Source organism: Candidatus Izemoplasma sp. (assembly GCF_982632705.1).
On the sequence record NZ_CEXEES010000015.1, the window covers coordinates 1 to 18,668 of the forward strand.

At 33.8% G+C, this 18,668-nt stretch carries 18 protein-coding genes and 1 riboswitch; of the genes, 5 read left to right on the forward strand and 13 right to left on the reverse strand.

What is annotated here, in order from left to right; genetic code table 11:
• Window positions 1-323: 323 nt before the first annotated feature.
• The 13 genes from glnA to AC2LE6_RS03500 all read right to left on the reverse strand — a co-directional run bounded on the left by glnA (window position 324) and on the right by AC2LE6_RS03500 (window position 14,075).
• On the reverse strand, window positions 324-1,664 hold the full coding sequence (glnA, locus tag AC2LE6_RS03440) for a type I glutamate--ammonia ligase (RefSeq protein WP_484477850.1): 1,341 nt from the start codon (window positions 1,662-1,664) through the stop codon (window positions 324-326).
• Between the two features lie 129 nt (window positions 1,665-1,793).
• Window positions 1,794-2,345 (reverse strand): ANTAR domain-containing protein, encoded by a 552-nt coding sequence (locus tag AC2LE6_RS03445; protein WP_484477851.1) that lies wholly within the window; start codon window positions 2,343-2,345, stop codon window positions 1,794-1,796.
• Window positions 2,346-2,377: 32 nt separating this feature from the next.
• A complete protein-coding gene (gene glyA / locus AC2LE6_RS03450) occupies window positions 2,378-3,619 on the reverse strand; it encodes a serine hydroxymethyltransferase (RefSeq protein WP_484477852.1) in 1,242 nt (413 codons plus the stop codon).
• Window position 3,620: 1 nt separating this feature from the next.
• Window positions 3,621-4,130: a bifunctional pyr operon transcriptional regulator/uracil phosphoribosyltransferase PyrR gene (pyrR, locus tag AC2LE6_RS03455; RefSeq protein ID WP_484477853.1), complete on the reverse strand. Its 510-nt coding sequence runs from the start codon at window positions 4,128-4,130 to the stop codon at window positions 3,621-3,623.
• A gap of 167 nt (window positions 4,131-4,297) precedes the next feature.
• Window positions 4,298-5,695 (reverse strand): NCS2 family permease, encoded by a 1,398-nt coding sequence (locus AC2LE6_RS03460; RefSeq protein WP_484477854.1) that lies wholly within the window; start codon window positions 5,693-5,695, stop codon window positions 4,298-4,300.
• Between the two features lie 72 nt (window positions 5,696-5,767).
• Window positions 5,768-5,868: riboswitch (purine riboswitch) on the reverse strand.
• Window positions 5,869-5,927: 59 nt separating this feature from the next.
• The gene (locus tag AC2LE6_RS03465) at window positions 5,928-6,566 is read right to left on the reverse strand and encodes a TIGR01906 family membrane protein (RefSeq protein ID WP_484477855.1); all 639 of its coding nucleotides are present in this window, start codon (window positions 6,564-6,566) and stop codon (window positions 5,928-5,930) included.
• Window positions 6,567-6,609: 43 nt separating this feature from the next.
• Window positions 6,610-7,902, reverse strand: coding sequence for an adenylosuccinate lyase (purB, locus tag AC2LE6_RS03470; protein ID WP_484477856.1), 1,293 nt, complete (start codon window positions 7,900-7,902; stop codon window positions 6,610-6,612).
• Window positions 7,902-8,750, reverse strand: a complete 849-nt coding sequence (locus tag AC2LE6_RS03475; protein WP_484477857.1) for a bifunctional 5,10-methylenetetrahydrofolate dehydrogenase/5,10-methenyltetrahydrofolate cyclohydrolase — start codon at window positions 8,748-8,750, stop codon at window positions 7,902-7,904. The genes purB and AC2LE6_RS03475 overlap by 1 nt, the downstream gene beginning before the upstream one ends.
• Window positions 8,743-9,267 (reverse strand): flavin reductase family protein, encoded by a 525-nt coding sequence (locus AC2LE6_RS03480; RefSeq protein ID WP_484477858.1) that lies wholly within the window; start codon window positions 9,265-9,267, stop codon window positions 8,743-8,745. The genes AC2LE6_RS03475 and AC2LE6_RS03480 overlap by 8 nt, the downstream gene beginning before the upstream one ends.
• Before the next feature lie 104 nt (window positions 9,268-9,371).
• Window positions 9,372-10,862, reverse strand: coding sequence for a carboxypeptidase M32 (locus AC2LE6_RS03485; protein WP_484477859.1), 1,491 nt, complete (start codon window positions 10,860-10,862; stop codon window positions 9,372-9,374).
• Between the two features lie 150 nt (window positions 10,863-11,012).
• On the reverse strand, window positions 11,013-11,999 hold the full coding sequence (locus tag AC2LE6_RS03490) for a DUF4097 family beta strand repeat-containing protein (protein ID WP_484477860.1): 987 nt from the start codon (window positions 11,997-11,999) through the stop codon (window positions 11,013-11,015).
• Entirely contained in the window at window positions 11,944-12,318 is a 375-nt protein-coding gene (locus tag AC2LE6_RS03495; RefSeq protein WP_484477861.1) for a PadR family transcriptional regulator, read from the reverse strand. The genes AC2LE6_RS03490 and AC2LE6_RS03495 overlap by 56 nt, the downstream gene beginning before the upstream one ends.
• An 83-nt stretch (window positions 12,319-12,401) precedes the next feature.
• A complete protein-coding gene (locus tag AC2LE6_RS03500) occupies window positions 12,402-14,075 on the reverse strand; it encodes a formate--tetrahydrofolate ligase (protein ID WP_484477862.1) in 1,674 nt (557 codons plus the stop codon).
• A gap of 149 nt (window positions 14,076-14,224) precedes the next feature.
• Between AC2LE6_RS03500 and AC2LE6_RS03505 the strand changes: the two genes are divergently transcribed.
• From AC2LE6_RS03505 to AC2LE6_RS03525, 5 genes are read left to right on the forward strand one after another with little or no spacing between them, the layout of a single operon-like run.
• The gene (locus AC2LE6_RS03505) at window positions 14,225-15,058 is read left to right on the forward strand and encodes a prephenate dehydrogenase (protein ID WP_484477863.1); all 834 of its coding nucleotides are present in this window, start codon (window positions 14,225-14,227) and stop codon (window positions 15,056-15,058) included.
• Window positions 15,058-16,320 carry a 3-phosphoshikimate 1-carboxyvinyltransferase gene (gene aroA / locus AC2LE6_RS03510; protein WP_484477864.1) on the forward strand — a complete coding sequence of 421 codons (1,263 nt, stop codon included), beginning with the start codon at window positions 15,058-15,060 and terminating at the stop codon, window positions 16,318-16,320. The genes AC2LE6_RS03505 and aroA overlap by 1 nt, the downstream gene beginning before the upstream one ends.
• Window positions 16,321-16,332: 12 nt before the next feature.
• Window positions 16,333-17,331, forward strand: coding sequence for a 3-dehydroquinate synthase (gene aroB, locus AC2LE6_RS03515; protein WP_484477865.1), 999 nt, complete (start codon window positions 16,333-16,335; stop codon window positions 17,329-17,331).
• A gap of 5 nt (window positions 17,332-17,336) precedes the next feature.
• Complete coding sequence (gene aroC / locus AC2LE6_RS03520; RefSeq protein ID WP_484477880.1) at window positions 17,337-18,428, forward strand: chorismate synthase; 1,092 nt, start codon at window positions 17,337-17,339, stop codon at window positions 18,426-18,428.
• Window positions 18,416-18,664, forward strand: a complete 249-nt coding sequence (locus AC2LE6_RS03525) for a chorismate mutase (protein WP_484477866.1) — start codon at window positions 18,416-18,418, stop codon at window positions 18,662-18,664. The genes aroC and AC2LE6_RS03525 overlap by 13 nt, the downstream gene beginning before the upstream one ends.
• Window positions 18,665-18,668: the final 4 nt, after the last annotated feature.

Sequence of the window (18,668 nt, forward strand, 5' to 3'; positions counted from 1 at the left end):
AATTGCACAAATAATTGAGCAAATAAAAAAATAGGATATTCGTCCTATTTTTTTATTTATCCGAATTGAACCTTTAAATATACAACGGGTAATCGCCTTGTATAGCGAATGTCAGTCGCTAATTATAATGAGTGTTTTTATTTATAAAGACACTTGCTCGATCACAATTATAATGGAAAACCTTATTTGTAAACTTTGACTCTACAACAATATAAACATGCCCTTTATAGGTGTAATACTGACCGTATCTACTCTTTGGTCATTTTATTTTACATTTTTTTTAAATAGTGAGTTTGTCATTTTTGATTATCGAGGGCTCAAAATTATATAACTTTTAAATACTTCTTAATTTCCCATTCTGTAACACTTGTTCTAAAATCATCCCATTCTTTTTGCTTAGCCATTGAGAACTTTTCTACGACATGTGTTCCTAACGCTTCTTTAATAACATCGTTTCTTTTTAAAGCTTTGATTGCATCTTTTAAATTCTCAGGTAAGTTTTCAATACCCATAGCTTCTCTTTCAGAACGACCTAATTCATATAAGTTTATGTATACTCTTTCTTTACATTCTAGTTTATTCTCAATTCCATCTAATCCACTTGCAAGAATTGCGGAGAATGCTAGATATGGATTCGCAGATGGGTCTACTGAGCGTATTTCTGTTCTTGTAGCCTTTCCTTTTTTTGCTGGAATACGAATCATTGCTGATCTGTTTGCATCACTCCATGAAACATAACAAGGAGCTTCATAACCTGGTATTAGTCTTTTATATGAATTAACAGTAGGATTTGTTACCGCAGTAAATGCTCTTGCATTCTTCATAATACCTGCGATCCAGTACTTTGCTAGTTCACTTAATCCTATTTCCCCTTTTGGGTCATAGAATGCGTTATTTCCATCTTTATCTGCCAACGAACAGTTAACATGCATACCTGAACCATTAATTTCACTAATTGGTTTTGGCATAAATGTTGCGTGTAAACCGTGTCTTTTAGCCACATTCTTAACTACAAGTTTGAATATTTGAAGTTTATCGCTTGCTTCTAACGCACTATTAAATTGAAAGTTTATTTCATGTTGCCCTGGAGCAACTTCATGATGTGATGCTTCCATTAGAAATCCAACTCTTTCTAATTCTAATACAATATCTCTACGACAGTCCTCAGCGCCATCAACTGGAGCTAAATCAAAGTATCCACCATTATCGTTAAATGTTAACGTAGGTTCACCTTTGTCATCTAATTTGAATAAGAAAAACTCTGGTTCTACACCTAGATTTAAATGTGCAAATCCAAGTTTGTGCATGCGTTTTAAGTTTCTTTTTAAAACACCTCTTGGGTCTCCACTAAAGGGTTCCCCGTTCGGTAAATAGATATCACAAATCAGCATAGCTACATTTCCATAAGTTGTTTGTTCCCAAGTAAGAATCATCCATGTGTCTAGATCTGGTCTTAAATACATATCCGCTTCTTGGATACGTACAAATCCATCTATTGACGAACCGTCAAACATTATCTCGTTATCTAAAGCCTCTTCTAAGATCCTTGCCGGTATCTCAACATTCTTTATAACACCATGAATATCCGTAAAGCATAATCTAATGTATTTTACATTATTTTCCTTTGCACTTCTTAAAACTTCTTCTCTATTGAACTTAGCCATGTTTCTCCTCCGATTTTTAAAATAAAAAAAATGGTGTCAAAATGCATACGCATTAACACCATTGTTTTATATCTCGTTTTTTTGAATAGGACTCCTTTGTCCACATTGATAATTATAGGAAATGTATATTTAAATGTCAATCCTATTTTCAATGATAAGGTTTACAAGGTTGCTCTTAGTTATTCTCAATTCCATTGCTTTATTTATGATAAACTTATGGGATTCGTCTTCACTAAGACCTTTCTTGATAAGAAGTCTTTTTGCTTTTCCAGTTCTTTTAATTAAATCAAGTTCTGTAAGAGCAATATTCAATTCACTCTTAAGAATAGTAACTTCTTTACTAAACTTTGAGCAGAGTTGTATTGTATTAGGTAATACCATTTCTATCGTTCTTTCTTCAATAAAACTGAAATATAGATCGTTCGTTAAATTATAAAACGAACCTATATTCATTGTAGAACTAATGTATATAACCTGTATTTTCTTCTCTAAAACTATTTGTTCGATTACTTTGGATATATTTGGTATACCATTTTGGTATGTGAAAATTATTACATCATACTCTACAAAAGTATTTCTATTCACTTTTGTTATGGAATCGCCATTGATTCCGTTGTTTTGTAGTATTCTTGTAATAACATTATCCAAATATCCTCCACTTTTTACAATTGCAGCTCTCATAATATCACCCCTTTGTGATGAGAGTTATATGTTTAGTAGTTTAACGGATATTTACTTGCTAAATCTTTTACTGTTCCTTTAACATTAGCTAAAACTTCTTCGTTTTCTGGATTCATTAATGCGTCATAGATGCATTTTGCAATAACTGCCATATCTTCTTTTTGGAATCCTCTTGTTGTGATTGCAGGTGTCCCTAATCTGATACCACTAGTGATAAATGGCTTCTCTGTGTCGTTTGGCACTGTGTTTTTATTACATGTGATGTTCACTTTATCTAGTAATTTCTCTGCATCTTTTCCTGTTAAACCTGTTAAAGATTTAACTTCGACTAAAATCAAATGATTGTCAGTTCCACCAGAAACAACTTTAAATCCTAAATCCATAAGCTCTTTTGCAAATTCTTTTGCGTTGATAATAACATTCTTCTGATATTCCTTGAATTCTGGTTGAAGCGCTTCTTTGAAGGCAGTTGCCTTAGCAGCGATAACGTGCATTAACGGCCCCCCTTGGATTCCTGGGAAGATTACTCTATTAATTTGCTTATATAATTCAAAACTGTTAGTTAATATGATTCCACCACGTGGTCCACGTAGAGTTTTATGTGTAGTTGAAGTTACTATATCAGCATATTCACAAGGGTTTTGGTGTAAACCAGCTGCTACTAATCCTGCGATATGTGCCATATCTACCATTAATTTAGAACCTACTTTATCTGCAATTTCTCTCATTCTTTTAAAATCTATTGCACGTGGGTAAGCGCTAGCTCCAGCCACAATCAATGCAGGTTTCGTTTCGATTGCTTTTAGTTCTAATGCATCATAATCAATCATTTCTGTGTCGTCAGCTACACCGTAACTAACAAATGAATAATCAATTCCACTAAAGTTTAATGGATGTCCATGTGTTAAATGCCCACCATGATCCAAACTCATTCCTAAAACAACATCTCCAGGTTGAATAATAGCTCTATATGCACCCATATTGGCTGTACTACCACTATGTGCTTGTACATTGGCATACTTTACATTAAATATCTCTTTTAAGCGATTTCTAGCTAAATCCTCAGCCATATCAACAAACTCACATCCACCATAATATCTTCTACCAGGGTATCCTTCTGCGTATTTGTTTGTTAAAACACTACCTTGTGCTTCTAGTACAGCTTTACTTACAAAGTTCTCACTTGCGATTAATTCAATATGTGATTCTTGTCTACCTTTTTCTAACATAATTGCGTCATAAAGCTCTGAATCAAATCTTTTAACATTTTCCATCTTATTTCTCCTCATTACTGTAGATATATACTCCAGGGTTTTCTCTGAAGCTCACATCAATTCTTTCGTCTATGTTTGTTGGTACGTTTTTACCAATATAATCCGCTCGAATTGGTAATTCACGATGCCCTCTATCTATTAACACAGCCAATTGAATCTTGTTTGGCCTTCCTAAGTCGATTATTGCATCCATGCTTGCTCTAACTGTTCTACCTGTGAATAGTACGTCATCTATGACAATAACAGTCTTAGAAGCTAAATTTAAGTCTAATTTGTCAAAGTTGTTTACGACAACATCATCTCTGTATCCAGAAATATCTAATTCGTATGTGGGAATCTCAATACCTTCAAACTTCAAGATGTTTTCTTGGATCAACTTAGCCATGGGAACTCCATTTTTTAAGACTCCCAGGAATACTAAATCGCTTAAATCACCGCTTCGTTCAATAATTTCATGAGAAATTCTTCTAATTGTTCTAACCATTTTTTCTTGATTAAATAGTTCTCTCATAATTTATTCACCTCTTCCGCGCATTATATAGATATTGTAGTATTTTTGCTAAATAATGTAAATACTTATTTTTAGAGTTTAGTACTTTACATTATCATAGTATTTCCCTATTTTAAGCGCAAAAAAAGAGTGATGCGTTTGCATCACCCTTAATATTATTTTGTTTGTTATGCGTTTAAGATAAAGAATAAAAGGAATAAAGCACTTAAAACATACATAATTACATTAACCTCTTTGTATTTACCTTGTGCAATTTTAACGATTGGGTAGAAAATGAATCCTACTGCGATACCTGTTGCGATACTAAATGACATTATCATAAAGATAATTGTAAAGAATGCAGGAATAACAATTGCAAGATCTGTCCAATCAATATCTTTAAGTTGTTTAACCATTAAAGCACCTACCATAACTAATGCCATTGCAGTAACAGGGCTATAGTTAGTCATTGTGTTTAGATCAAATACACCATTTATAATACTTAGTAATGGGTAAAGGAAGATTGCTAATAAGAATAAAACACCAACAGTAACACTACTTAAACCAGTACGTGCACCTTGTTCGATTCCTGTCGCGCTCTCAATATATGAAGTAACATTCGAAGTTCCTAATACTGCACCAGTCATTGTTCCGATTGAATCAACTAATAATGCTTTATCTGAACCAATGATTTCTCCTTCTTCATCAATTAATCCCGCTTGATTTCCAACTGCCATTAATGTTCCTGCAGTATCGAAGAAATCCACGAATAATAATGTAAAGATAATTGCGAATGCTTCTGGAGTAGAGAATAATTGCTTGAATCCATCAGTAAACAATGCTCCAAATGTAACTTTTACACCATCAAACATTTCTCCCATTGAATATCCTGTAGCGTCATATGCAGGCATTAAATCAACACCAAATGCTCCAAGTAATAATCCAAGAATTGCTGTAGCAGCAATAGAAATGATTAGAGCAAATTTGTTTTTCATTGAATAAAGAATTACAACTAATACAATTCCAAATATCCCTAGCATTACTGCTGGATGAGTTAAATCTCCCAATCCAACAAATGTAGCTTGATTTGCAACTACGATACCAGCATTTTTAAGACCGATAAATGTAATAAAGAACCCAATCCCTGCTCCTACAGCAAGTTTCAATCCTTTTGGTATAGCATTTATTACAGCTTTTCTTAATCCTGTAATTGAGATTACAAAGAATAAAGCTCCTGATACTAATACGGCCGCTAATGCACCTTGCCATTTGATTTCTTCAGGTCCAAATAATACTAGATTAAATGTGAAAAATGCATTTAATCCCATACCTGGAGCTAAAGCAACTGGTAAGTTCGCTAGTAGACCCATAACAATTGAAGCAACTGCTGCAGATACTGCTGTAGCGAAGAATACTCCACCTGGATCCATTCCAGTTGGTATTCCAATACCACCATCAACTAACATCATTACGTTAACTGGCAAAATGTATGCCATTGCTAAGAATGTTGTTAATCCACCGATTAACTCTGTACTAATTTTACTTCCACGTTCTTCGATTCTAAAAAAACTTTTGATAAATTCCATTAAAAAAATCCTCCATTTAGTTTTTGTCGTGTGGTTAGACATACAAAATCTAAAAAATAGGAGAATTTCCTCTTATTTAATAATACGTACCATAGTTCCACATGTTACGGTGTGGAGTAGAGACAATCGAACCGTATTTCCGACCATATATGACACTAACCAAGTTCAATATTACCAAAAATGGCCATATTTAGCAATAATATGAGTGACTTTTCATATGTAATATTTATAATTAAGTCGATTGTTTTCTCTCGATTTTCAAGAAGATTCTATTAATCAAAGCTAATGACAAAGCGAACAGCAGCAATATGATTCCAGCACTTACCATCCAAAAATTAGTTGGTAATAACTGAATCAATGCGTCTGTTGAATACAGTCTCCACTCATCGTTTGTAAAGAATAGTTCATGAAATAGTCTAAAAATACCATTGAAATCTATTAATATATAACTTCCTAATACTATAATAAAAAACATTGGCCCATAATATAGCCTTTTATACGTTTTAAAGAAGTTTCCTTTATCTTTCCTATACATGATATATGATAAGGAAACGGCTACAAATAGAGACCCAATTGCCACTAAGCGCAGCATTGTATAAAGGTCTTTTACATCTTTCATGTGTCTTAGTTCTATAGGTCTAAATAGATCTTCTTCGCCTTCTCTTGGACCTATATCTAGTGAATCGTATCTATAATTTAAATATCCCATTACTCTGTCTGAGACATATTCATGATCAAATGTTATATCATCATGAGACTCATATAACCCTTCACTCACTAGTAAATACTGCTTTGTAGTTAATAAACTAGCAAATAGCATTATTAAGAAGATAGGTAATGTAATGCTGATAATAACTCTTGAAATTTTCATGTAATCACTCCTAAAAAAATAAACCTAACGATTGTTAGGTCTATTATAATCCAACTCTAGTAAAAATGGTATCTACATTTCGTAAGAAGTATTCAATGTTGAATGCATCTTCGATTTCCTCTTTTGATAAATATTCAGTAACAACGCCATTTTCCATTAATAAATCTTTATATTGAAGTCCATTTTCCCATGCGTTCATAGCGATAGGTTGAACAGTATCGTAGGCTAACTCTCGCGATAATCCAGCATCAATAAGTTTTGTTAGAACTCTTTGTGCAAAGATAACCCCGTTTGTTAAATAGATGTTTTTAAGCATTCTATCTTCAAACACTGTTAAATTCTCTAATACCTTTTTGTATCTGTTTAACATGTAATCCAATAACATTATTCCATCAGGCATTATTATTCTCTCAACAGAACTGTGCGAAATGTCTCTCTCATGCCATAAAGGTATGTTTTCATATGATGCAACCATATACCCTCTAAGGACTCTTGAACATCCAGCGATGTTCTCTGAACTGATAGGGTTTCTTTTATGTGGCATTGCAGAAGATCCTTTTTGCCCTTTTCTGAAAAACTCTTCAGCTTCTCTTACTTCAGTTCGCTGAAGATGTCTAATCTCAACCGCAATTTTTTCCATAGAAGAACCAATTAAAGCTATTTCTGCCATATAGTTTGCATGTCGATCTCTTTGAAGTGTTTGTGTGGATATGTTTGAACTATTGATTCCTAATTGTTTACAAACATAATCTTGAACTTCTGGAGGTGTATTTGCAAAATTACCTACAGCACCGCTAATTTTACCGGTTTCCACTTCATTTCTTACAAGTTTAAATCTTTCTAAATGTCTATTAAACTCGTCATACCACAAAGCCCATTTTAATCCGAATGAAGTAATATCAGCATGTATTCCATGTGTACGACCTATACAAGGTACGTTTTTATATTTTAATGCTTGTTTCTTTAAGACTGCCTGGAACTCTAATAGATCATTCCATAGGATATCGTTTGCCTGTTTAAATATGTATCCATTCGCTGTATCTACAACGTCAGTGCTAGTAAGTCCATAATGAACCCACTTCTTTTCAACACCTAAACTTTCACTTACGTTTCTGGTGAAGGCAACTATATCATGTCTTGTCTCTTGTTCTATTTCCTTTATACGTTCTACGCTAAACGTAGCGTTTTCCCGTATTTTATCAACGTCTTCTTTTGGAATTTTTCCTAATTCAGACCAAGCTTCGAGCGTGTGTATTTCCATTCGTAAGTATGCATCGAACTTTGCTTTTTCTGTAAACAAGTCTTGAACAACTTGTCTTCTGTATCTTTCAATCATTACTCAACCAATCCTTTAAATGTCTTTATAGTGTTTTGTAACAATGATGTAATCGTCATTGGTCCAACTCCGCCAGGGACTGGTGTAATGAAGCTTGCTTTGTCTTTAATTGCTTCGAAATCAACATCTCCAACAAGTTTACCCTCAACGCGGTTTACACCAACGTCAATTATTACCGCACCTTCTTTAACCATATCCTCTGTAACTGTGTTAGCTCTACCAACAGCAGCAACAATGATATCTGCTTGAAGACACTTTTCTTTTAAGTTTAATGTTCTACTATGTGCAATTTGAACAGTGCAGTTCTCTTTCATCAATAACATAGCTGCGGGTTTCCCTACAATATTACTTCTACCAATAATGATTGCGTCTTTACCTTTTAATTCAACACCGGTACTTTTTAACATTGTTATGATCCCGCTTGGTGTTGCAGGGTAAATAGCTTCTCTTCCCATATGCATATATGCGATATTTAAAGGGTGGAATCCATCAACATCCTTCTTGAAATCAATTCTATCGATAACTTTGTTCTCGTCGATATGTTTAGGTAGTGGTAATTGTACTAAAATACCATGTACACCTTTATCTTTGTTAAGTTCGTCAATTATACTTAGTAATTCTGCTTCTTCTAATGTTTCATCTTTTCTAATAAGGGTACTTTCCATACCAGCTTTTGTACAAGCTCTTTCTTTTGCTTTTACATAACTTTCGCTTGCTGGATCATTTCCAACTAATACAACTACAAGATGGGGAACCGCGTTATATTGCGCTTTTAATTCCTCTACTTCAAGTCTAACTTCTTCTCTGATTTCTTTACTTAATTTCTTTCCACTAATAATTTCACCCATTGTTTTTCTCCTTTATCATATATGAATCTAGTATTTCACCATAATAAATAACATGGTAATCATTGTTTCTATAAAATCTATCTTTAATCTCTTGTGGAATCATTCCTGGTTCCATTGCTTGTTTGTAGATTACCTTACACTCTAAGTGGAGCTCGCACTCCAAAATGATCGGTGTATCAATTTTTCTACCTGGGATTAGGTGTAATCCACACTCTTTAATTTTGTCAAAATCTCTCCCAGACTTGCTACCACAATATCCTAATTCACTTTTTAACTGATTACTCAAAGGTATATTTATTGTGTATTCTGAGCCTTTTTCCAACATTTCATATGTATCTCTAGTGTATCTGACGTAAGCAACGAATAACGGTTTATTCCAAACATAGTTTATTCCACCCCAAGCAATTGTCATTGTATTAACTTTGCCATCTACTTTGGTTGTTAGGAATGCACCTTTTTCAAGTTGTGCAAATACTTCTTTTGCGAATTCGTTGTATCTTATCTCTTTATACTCCATATAAACACCTCCGTTTTTATTATAACAAACATAGATTTATTGTCTATATAATAAAAAGGCAATCAAATTCTATTGATTGCCTTTTGTCTTAGTTAAGCGGTTTCCTATAAATATAATTTTGTGTATTTTTCTTTTAAGTATTCAACATAGTACTTAGGATTGAACTCTTCCCCTGTAACTGCAAGTAGAAGTTCTTTTGGATTTTTAGATCCTCCATACTGATGAATTTTTTCTTTTAGCCATTGATTAATAGTTACAATGTTGTTTTCTTTTACTGCGCCAAGAACATCAAATTCCTTTTTCATAGTGTTATAGAACTGAGCAGCATACGCTGTTCCTAGTGCATATGTTGGAAAATATCCAAACAATCCAGCACTCCAGTGAACATCTTGTAGAACTCCATCAGCATTATTTTTTGGCTTAATACCAAGGTATTCCACCATTTTCGAATTCCATACTTCAGGTAAATCTTTCACTTCTATTTCACCGGCAAGTAGTTTACGTTCAATCTCATATCTAACCATAATATGTAGTGGATATGTTAATTCGTCTGCTTCAACTCTCACAAATGAAGCTTCTACTTTATTCACAGCTCTATGAAAGTCATCTAGAGAAACATCTTTTGTAAGTTCTGGGAAGCATTCTTTGAACTTATCAAGATGTACACTCCAAAACTCTTTACTACGCCCTATCACGTTTTCATAGAATCGTGATTGAGACTCATGTACACCCATTGATGTCCCACCATTTAATAATGTATTATCATATTTAGAATCAACTTGTTGTTCATACAATGCATGTCCTAACTCATGGACAGCTGCGAATACACTACTAAACACCATATCCTCTAAATATCTTGTTGTTAGCCTTACGTCAGTTGGATGAGTGTTCCAAGTAAATGGATGTACACTCTCTTTCATAAGTCCTCCGTCTCTATTAAATCCGAAAACATCGACTAGGTATTCTGCGAATACTTTTTGTTTTTCTTTATTATATAGTTTTGATGCAAACTCGTCATTAAGCGATTTTCCGCTGTTTAACACTTCTTTAACAAACGGTACTAAGTCTCTCTTTAACACATCAAAGAACTCATCATACTCTTTCATAGTCATGCCTTCTTCAAAATCGTCTAACATAACATTATATGGATGTTCCTGATCATTGTAGTATGTGGCAAACTTCTTACTATAGTCTACTAGTTTCTCTAAGTTTGGTCTAAACATCTCGAAATTGTCTTGTTCTTTTGCGTCTTCCCACAATCTTTGTGATAATCCTACTAATTTGTTATACTCCACAAACTCATTTTCAGGTATTTTTTCTATTTTGTCCAATTGTCTTTTGGCCTTCTTAATTTCCTTTTTAAGATCTACTTCTAGTTCATCAATCTTACTATACAAGCCATTTACCGTGCTTTTATATTCCTCTGATGTCCCTAACTTAAACAATTCTCCACTTATTATACCCATCATTTCAGATCTTCTTTGAAATGCTCCTTTTGGTGCTTCAGTTGCGCTATCCCACCCAACTATATTCATTACATAACCATATGCTTTTTGTTTCATTGTTAATTCTCTGAATTTTTCTATTAAGTTCAATATAATCACTCCTTTTGTCTATTATACCACTTATTCTTCTTTAACTATATACATAATATGTTTCAAAATGTCATAAACGAAAAGGTGATATCTATTAAGATTCACCTTTTCTATCTATACTATAATCAGTGTGAAATGGCTTTGTTATTACTATCTAATAACTACATCTCCACTTAATGTTTTCTTTGATGTTACTACGATTTCTTTATCATGATTTGTATTTGATATTTCAATATCTCCACTAACAGACTTTATAGAAATTGATTCAGGATATACTTCTTCTCCCTCAAAATCTCCACTAACTGTACGTAGTCCTAAATGCTCACAAGTTAATGTTTTACATTCAACATCACCACTTACAGTGTTTATCTCGAACCCTTTTTGTATTGTTGCTTGTTCTAATTCTAAGTCTCCACTTACCACTGACAGGTCTAATGTTTCACATTTTAAACCAGATACTTCAAAATCTCCACTTACCGCTGTTAAGCGAATCCCCTTAACTGCAGATAGATTTGAAGCTTCTAAATCTCCACTAGTTGTTTTGACATTAATAGATGTTGCATTCACTTTATCAAGAACACTATCCCCACTAATAGTTTTTAATACGAATTCTTCAATATTTAGTTCCATAGGCACTCTGATTCCAAAGTCTGGAGTGCTTTCGCTTCCAAAAACATTTAACTTAAATCCTTTAGAACTAAGTCTTTTAAGTACAAATTCATTGTTTTCCAATGAGATTTCATAGTTCTCTGGTTTCTTAAGTTTAAGTGCGAACACTTCAATACTTGCTCCATCATAAGGTAGAAACATAAAGTCTTCTGAGATAAGAGATACTGAGAATTTACTTAAGTCTTGATTAACTGGAAACGCCTTGAACAGTTCATAATCTTTAAGTTCCTCTGTTCCAACTACCGAGTCTACATCCTCGTTGAATTTTGATTCAAAGTTGTCCTTGAATATCTGACTTGCTACTGAATCAGGTGTTCCAAATTTTTGTTCTAATTCCTCGTCTGATACACCATCTTGTTTAGCTTCTTCTAACATTTCTAAATGATCATTGATAATTTCCTGTATTTCTTTGTCACTTATTTTTAATTTCTTTAATTCTTTTTCCAAATTTTTCAAATAATTCTTCATTCTTTTTTCCTCCTTTATTTAATATGGCGTATACTCCGCCAATAAATTGATCCCAAGAATCTCGTAAGTTCAAGAAGTAATTGAAGCCCTTTTCCGTCATTTTATAATACTTTCTTGGTGCTCCTACATTTGATTCTTTTAAGTATGTTGTAAAGTACTCTTCTTTTGTGAGTCTTCTTAGTATCGGGTAAATTGTGTTTTCATTTACATCTAGATGTTTAGAAATGTTATTTATGATGCTATAGCCATACAGATCTTCTTGAACAAGTTCAGAGAGAACACATAGTTCTACTATTCCTCGTTTAAATTGTGCGTTCATGTCAATACCTCCTGTACTAATCGTAACACACTACTGTGCGCAACACAATACCTATTTAAAAAAAAAGGAGAATTTCTCTCCTTTTAGAATAATCCTTTTGCATTTCCATCTCTATCGATGTCCATTTTTAGCGCTGCAGGCTCTTTTGGTAACCCCGGCATAGTCATAACGTCTCCTGTCAATGCTACAATAAATCCTGCACCAACAGAGGGTCTTAACTCCCTAATTGTTATTGTAAACCCGGTAGGTCTACCTAACAACTTAGGATTATCAGAAACACTATATTGTGTCTTCGCCATACATACACTTAGATTGTTCCAACCTAATCTTTTAAATTTCTTCAACTGTAATTTGGCTTTAGAAGTGAATTCTACACCACTTCCACCATATACTTTTGTTACTACTTTTTCGATTTTTGTTTTAATATCGTCTTCTTGATCGTATATTCTTTTGAAATTGTTTTCTTTTGTATCGATTTCGTGGATTAGTTTTTCCGCTAGATCAACCGCACCGTTTCCACCTTTTTCCCAAACCTCGCTCAAACTCCAAGGGTGGTTGTTTTCCTCTAAATATTTTTCTAAAGCTTTTGTCTCATTGTTCGTATCTGTTATGAAACTATTGATTGCTACGATGTAAGGTAATCCAAATTCTTTTACTGTATCGATATGCTTTTCAAGGTTGGAAACCCCTTCAATTAGAGCTTCAACGTTTTCTCCACCTAATTCTTTCTTGCTTACTCCACCATGCATTTTAAGAGCTCTTATTGTTGCTACAATAACTACAGCACTCGGTGTGAATCCAGCTTGATGTGTTTTGATATTCAAGAACTTCTCTGCACCTAAATCAGCCCCAAATCCAGCTTCTGTTATAACATAGTCTGCTAATTTACGACCCATATTAGTTGCAATAATACTATTACAACCATGTGCTATGTTGGCAAATGGTCCACCATGTATGATGGCAGGAGTGTTCTCTAATGTTTGTACTAAATTCGGTTTAATTGCATCTTTCAATATCAGGGTAACCGCTCCCTCTATACCTAAATCACCAATTGTAATAGGTTCTCTTTTATATGTATCTGCGACTACAATTCTCTTAACTCTTACTTTTAAATCTTGTAAATCTGAAGCCAAACATAACACAGCCATTATTTCACTAGCCACAGTTATATTGAACCCGTCTTCACGAGGAATACCGTTACCAATCCCTCCAAGACCAATTGTAACACCCCTTAATGCTCTATCGTTCATATCGATAGCTCTTTTCCAAGAAATCCTTCTAGGGTCTATATTTAGTGCATTACCTTGGTGTAAGTGATTATCAATGATTGCACTAATTGCATTATTAGCAGTTGTAATAGCGTGAATGTCTCCTGTAAAATGGAGATTTAAATCTTCCATAGGTACAACCTGGCTATATCCTCCACCTGCTGCTCCACCTTTTACTCCCATTACTGGGCCAAATGAAGGTTCACGTAGCGCAATGATCGCTTTCTTACCTATTTTGTTGAAAGCCTGCCCTAAACCAACCGTTGTTGTTGATTTCCCTTCTCCAGCCGGAGTCGGGTTGATTGCAGTAACAAGTATTACTTTACCATTTGGAGCCGTTTCCAGTTTCTTAATTACCGATAAATCAATTTTCGCTTTGTAGTTTCCGTATAATTCGATGTCATCTTCTTGAAGTCCTAAATCGTTTGCTATCTCAATAATTTTTTTCATTTTTGCCTCTTGGGCAATTCTTAAATCAATATTTTCCATAATTCCTCCTTCAGAAACATTACTATATTCTAATATGATTTTCTCATTTTTAGACCTAAAAAGCAACAAGATATAAAGCGCTTACAAATTATTCATTAATATTTTGTATTATTATATAGTATAATAACTACATAAAGATAGGTGATTATATGAATATTGGAATAGTAGGACTTGGTTTAATTGGGGGCACATACGCTAAATGTTTGCGAAAGTATCCTTATAAGATTTATGGTATTGATATTGATCAAGACACCTTAGATTATGCCTTAAAAAACGACATTATTGATTATGGTACTTCTTCAGCAAAAGATGTATTAAAAGAAATAGATGTTCTTTTCCTTTGTTTATATCCAGACGCTACAAAGAAGTTTATTCAACAAAATGCAAGATACATCAAACAAGATGCTGTTGTATCTGATGTTGTTGGAATTAAGAGAAATATAATTGCTTCTCTAGACATTTACAACCAAGATCACTTTGAAATTGTGTTTGGGCATCCAATAGCTGGTCGTGAAAAAATTGGAATAAAACATTCTGATGAAGCCATTTTCCATGATGCTAACTTTGTAATTACCCCTATTGAATCAAACTCTGAAGAAGCTCTCAATCTAATTGAGGTGCTTGCCAGACAAATGGGATTTAAGAATGTATCACGTATAAGTGATTTTGCTCATGATGAAATAATCGCCTTCACATCACAATTAACACACTCGATTGCCATATCATTGGTAAACAGTGATGAGGAAAAGTACGATACAAGCCTTTTTATAGGAGATTCATATAAGGATCTAACTCGTATTGCAATGATTAACCACGAGTTATGGACCGAGTTGTTTCTAAAGAATAGAGATAACCTACTAAAACAAATAAAACTCTTTGAACAAAACCTAGACACATTAAAAGATGCATTAGAGGCAAAAGACGTGCCTAAACTACACCAAATAATGCAATCTGCTACAAATAAACGCAAAAGGATAAAGTGATGGATAAGTCACAAGTAACGCTGTTTCCCACGTCTTTCAATGGAACAGTAAAAGCGCCACCGTCAAAGAGTTTGTCTCATAGAGCATTGATATGTGCTGGTCTTTCAAAAGGAGAATCCTATATTGAAAACATAGTATACTCTGAAGATATTAATGCAACAATGTTTGCACTAGAATCTCTCGGAGTATCATTTAGCAAACAAAAAGGTGGTTTGAAAGTTAAAGGTGTTAAACGTCTTAAACTAGCAGATAAGGTTATAAACTGTAACGAATCAGGATCAACAATAAGATTCCTGATCCCTTTGTTCTCATTAACAAACAAGGAAGTTCGTTTTACTGGTGAAACTGAATTGATGAATAGACCTCAGACAGTATATAAAGATCTCTTTGCCGCACAAGGTGTTCCACTTGAATTTAAAGATAACGGAATTGTGGTAAACGGCTCTTTAAAGCCAAATGAATTTATTTTAAAAGGTGATGTTAGCTCACAGTTTTTTAGTGGATTGATGTTCGCATTGCCTCTCCTTAATAGTGATTCAACCATATTAATCCAGGGTTCATTGGAATCTAAAAGCTACGTCGATTTAACAATTTCGATATTAGAAACGTTCGGTATTGAGATTCAAGAAATAGAGAACGGGTACTTTATCAAGGGTAATCAAACCTACAAACCCAATAACTATAGGGTCGAAGGAGATTATTCCCAAGCCGCTTTTCATTTAGTTGGTGGTGTTATTGGTGGTTATGTTGAAATAACAGACATGAACCAAGAATCGGTTCAAGGTGATCTTGCTATTATTGACATCATTCAAACTATGAAGGGTAAAGTCGTATTCACGGAAAACGGCTATATTACTGAAACATCCAAAACAAAATCATCAATAGTTGATATAAAAGACTGCCCAGATTTAGGACCTATCGTTTCACTCCTTGCGGCACTAAGTTCAGGTACAACAAGAATAATTAACGCACACAGACTGAGGATTAAAGAATCTGATAGAATTAAATCTACAGTAGAAACCCTTAAACTCTTAGGGGCTAATATAACCTCGGAAAACGATGAAATAGTTGTTAGAGGTCGAAAAACACTAACTGGAGGAGTAACTGTGGACTCATATAACGATCATAGAATCGCTATGATGGTCGCAATCGCGTCTTCTAGGTTTGAAAAAGAAGTTGTACTAACTAGGGCAACCTCGGTAAATAAATCTTACCCACATTTCTTTGAAGACTTTAAATCACTAGGTGGGAAATTTAAGTAAAGGATTGATTTTATGAAAACAATTCACGTCCCAATTAAGGGTAATAGTTATGATGTTATCATTGGAAAAGGGCTTCTTAACAACATCGAAGACCATATAGACACATCAAGAGAGTATGTTATTATTACTGATAACAACATACCCAAAGACTATATAACCTTTATTACTGACAAATGCACAGTAAATGGTATCTACGTTATAGCACCTGGAGAGCAATCTAAATCAATGGAAACCGCTAACCTAGTACTTAATCAATTGGTTGATGATGGTGTGTCAAGAAGCACAACAATCATCGCCTTAGGTGGTGGTGTAGTTGGAGATTTAGCTGGATTTGTTGCAAGCACATATATGAGAGGTGTCGGTTTTATACAGATACCAACATCTTTATTATCTCAAGTAGATTCTAGTGTTGGTGGTAAAGTAGGAATCAACGCAGCAAACATGAAGAATGCAATTGGTAGTTTTTATCAGCCAGAAATTGTACTTATTGATCCAAACACTTTGAATACTCTAGAAGAAAGACACTTTAATAATGGTGTTGCAGAGATTATCAAACATGGGTTAATTGCTGGTGAAGCGCTATTTGAAGACCTAGAGAATTTAGATATCAAAGAAAATATTGAAAACATAATTTATCAAAGCATAATGATAAAGAAAAATATAGTTATACAAGATGTTAAAGATAAAGGTATACGTAACTTATTGAACTTCGGACATACGATTGGACATGCGTTAGAACAAAACTCTAACTATGAATTATTGCATGGAGAAGCCATTTCGATAGGTATGCAAATTATATCCAAAGGTTATGATTACGAACAAAGACTGAGACAACTACTTATTAAACATAACCTTTTAATAGATTATGAGTATAATAAAGATATAATATACAATTTAATTAAAACAGACAAAAAAATACATAATGATATACTGAACATGGTCCTGGTAAAAAAACTGGGGGACGGCTTTATTAAAGAAATAAGAGTCGAAGAAATCAAGTCATATTTATAGGTGATATTATGAGTACATTTGGTAAAAACATAGTTGTTAACTTATTTGGAGAATCACATGGTAAGGGAATTGGCATTGTGATAAACAACCTTCCCGCTGGTATTTCAATTGATTTTGAGGATATTAATGCACAACTGCTAAAAAGAAGACCCAAATCAAATCTTTCAACACCAAGGCAAGAGAAAGATGAATATGAGGTAATCTCTGGACTATTCAATGGAAAAACAACAGGATCTCCTTTAACCTTCGTTATCTACAACAAAGATACACGTAGTAAAGATTACTCTCCAGAGGTCTTAAGACCTTCACATGCAGATTACAGTGCTTATATAAAACATAAAGGACATCAAGATTATAGAGGTGGTGGCCATTTTTCAGGTAGAATTACTGCACCAATCATGATACTTGGGTCAATTTGTTCTCAAATTTTGGCTCAAAAAGGAATTCTAGTTGGTAGTCATATCTATTCAATAAAGAATAAAGAGGAAACTAGTTTTTTAGATTTAGAGCCAACTAAAGATATGTTGAATACTCTTTTATCAAGCGATTTCCCCACTCTAGACGAAGTAAATGCATCAGAGTTTAAATCAATAATCACATCCGCAAAAGAGAACCAGGATAGTGTAGGTGGAATTGTTGAATCCTGTGTATTAGGTTTAGATGGAGGATATGGTGAACCATTCTTTGATTCAGTAGAAAGTATGTTATCACATCTTTTATTCAGTATTCCTGCAGTTAAAGGTGTTTCCTTTGGTAAAGGATTTGACATAACAAAATTATTTGGTAGTGAAGCTAATGATTCAATAACAGTAGACAAGGGCCAAGTAAAGACAAAGACTAATAACTCTGGTGGTATCCAAGGGGGCATAACAAATGGTATGCCAATCATTTTTAAAACTGCAATCAAACCAACAGCCTCTATAGGAAAAGAACAAGATACCGTAAATATAAAGACAATGGAAAACGTTAAGATGAACCTTAAGGGAAGACACGATCCTTGTATTGTTCATCGTGTAATACATGTAATCAACGCGATAACCGCATATTCAATACTAGAATTAGTAACTAGGAAAGAAGGTATATCATGGATCAAATAAAAATACTAAGAACCCGAATAGACTCTTTAGATGATGAAATCATGGAGTTATTACAACAGAGATTTAATATTGTACTAGCAATAGGATCAGCAAAAAGTGAACAAAAAAAGGCAATACTAGATAGTTCAAGAGAAGACTTCATTCTTGATAAAGCATCTAAATATAGCCATTCCCCACAAATAAAAACTGTATATAGTTCAATAATGAGTGAAGCAAAAATTCTACAAAGAAAGTAGTGTT

Coding starts and splice junctions, on each gene's coding strand:
- AC2LE6_RS03505 (WP_484477863.1), top strand. CDS start 14,225: ATGAATATTGGAATAGTAGGACTTGGTTTAATTGGGGGCACATACGCT.
- glyA (WP_484477852.1), bottom strand. CDS start 3,619: ATGGAAAATGTTAAAAGATTTGATTCAGAGCTTTATGACGCAATTATG.
- AC2LE6_RS03460 (WP_484477854.1), bottom strand. CDS start 5,695: ATGGAATTTATCAAAAGTTTTTTTAGAATCGAAGAACGTGGAAGTAAA.
- AC2LE6_RS03525 (WP_484477866.1), top strand. CDS start 18,416: ATGGATCAAATAAAAATACTAAGAACCCGAATAGACTCTTTAGATGAT.
- aroA (WP_484477864.1), top strand. CDS start 15,058: ATGGATAAGTCACAAGTAACGCTGTTTCCCACGTCTTTCAATGGAACA.
- pyrR (WP_484477853.1), bottom strand. CDS start 4,130: ATGAGAGAACTATTTAATCAAGAAAAAATGGTTAGAACAATTAGAAGA.
- AC2LE6_RS03480 (WP_484477858.1), bottom strand. CDS start 9,267: ATGGAGTATAAAGAGATAAGATACAACGAATTCGCAAAAGAAGTATTT.
- AC2LE6_RS03495 (WP_484477861.1), bottom strand. CDS start 12,318: ATGAACGCACAATTTAAACGAGGAATAGTAGAACTATGTGTTCTCTCT.
- glnA (WP_484477850.1), bottom strand. CDS start 1,664: ATGGCTAAGTTCAATAGAGAAGAAGTTTTAAGAAGTGCAAAGGAAAAT.
- AC2LE6_RS03490 (WP_484477860.1), bottom strand. CDS start 11,999: ATGAAGAATTATTTGAAAAATTTGGAAAAAGAATTAAAGAAATTAAAA.
- aroB (WP_484477865.1), top strand. CDS start 16,333: ATGAAAACAATTCACGTCCCAATTAAGGGTAATAGTTATGATGTTATC.
- purB (WP_484477856.1), bottom strand. CDS start 7,902: ATGATTGAAAGATACAGAAGACAAGTTGTTCAAGACTTGTTTACAGAA.
- AC2LE6_RS03500 (WP_484477862.1), bottom strand. CDS start 14,075: ATGGAAAATATTGATTTAAGAATTGCCCAAGAGGCAAAAATGAAAAAA.
- AC2LE6_RS03475 (WP_484477857.1), bottom strand. CDS start 8,750: ATGGGTGAAATTATTAGTGGAAAGAAATTAAGTAAAGAAATCAGAGAA.
- AC2LE6_RS03465 (WP_484477855.1), bottom strand. CDS start 6,566: ATGAAAATTTCAAGAGTTATTATCAGCATTACATTACCTATCTTCTTA.
- AC2LE6_RS03445 (WP_484477851.1), bottom strand. CDS start 2,345: ATGAGAGCTGCAATTGTAAAAAGTGGAGGATATTTGGATAATGTTATT.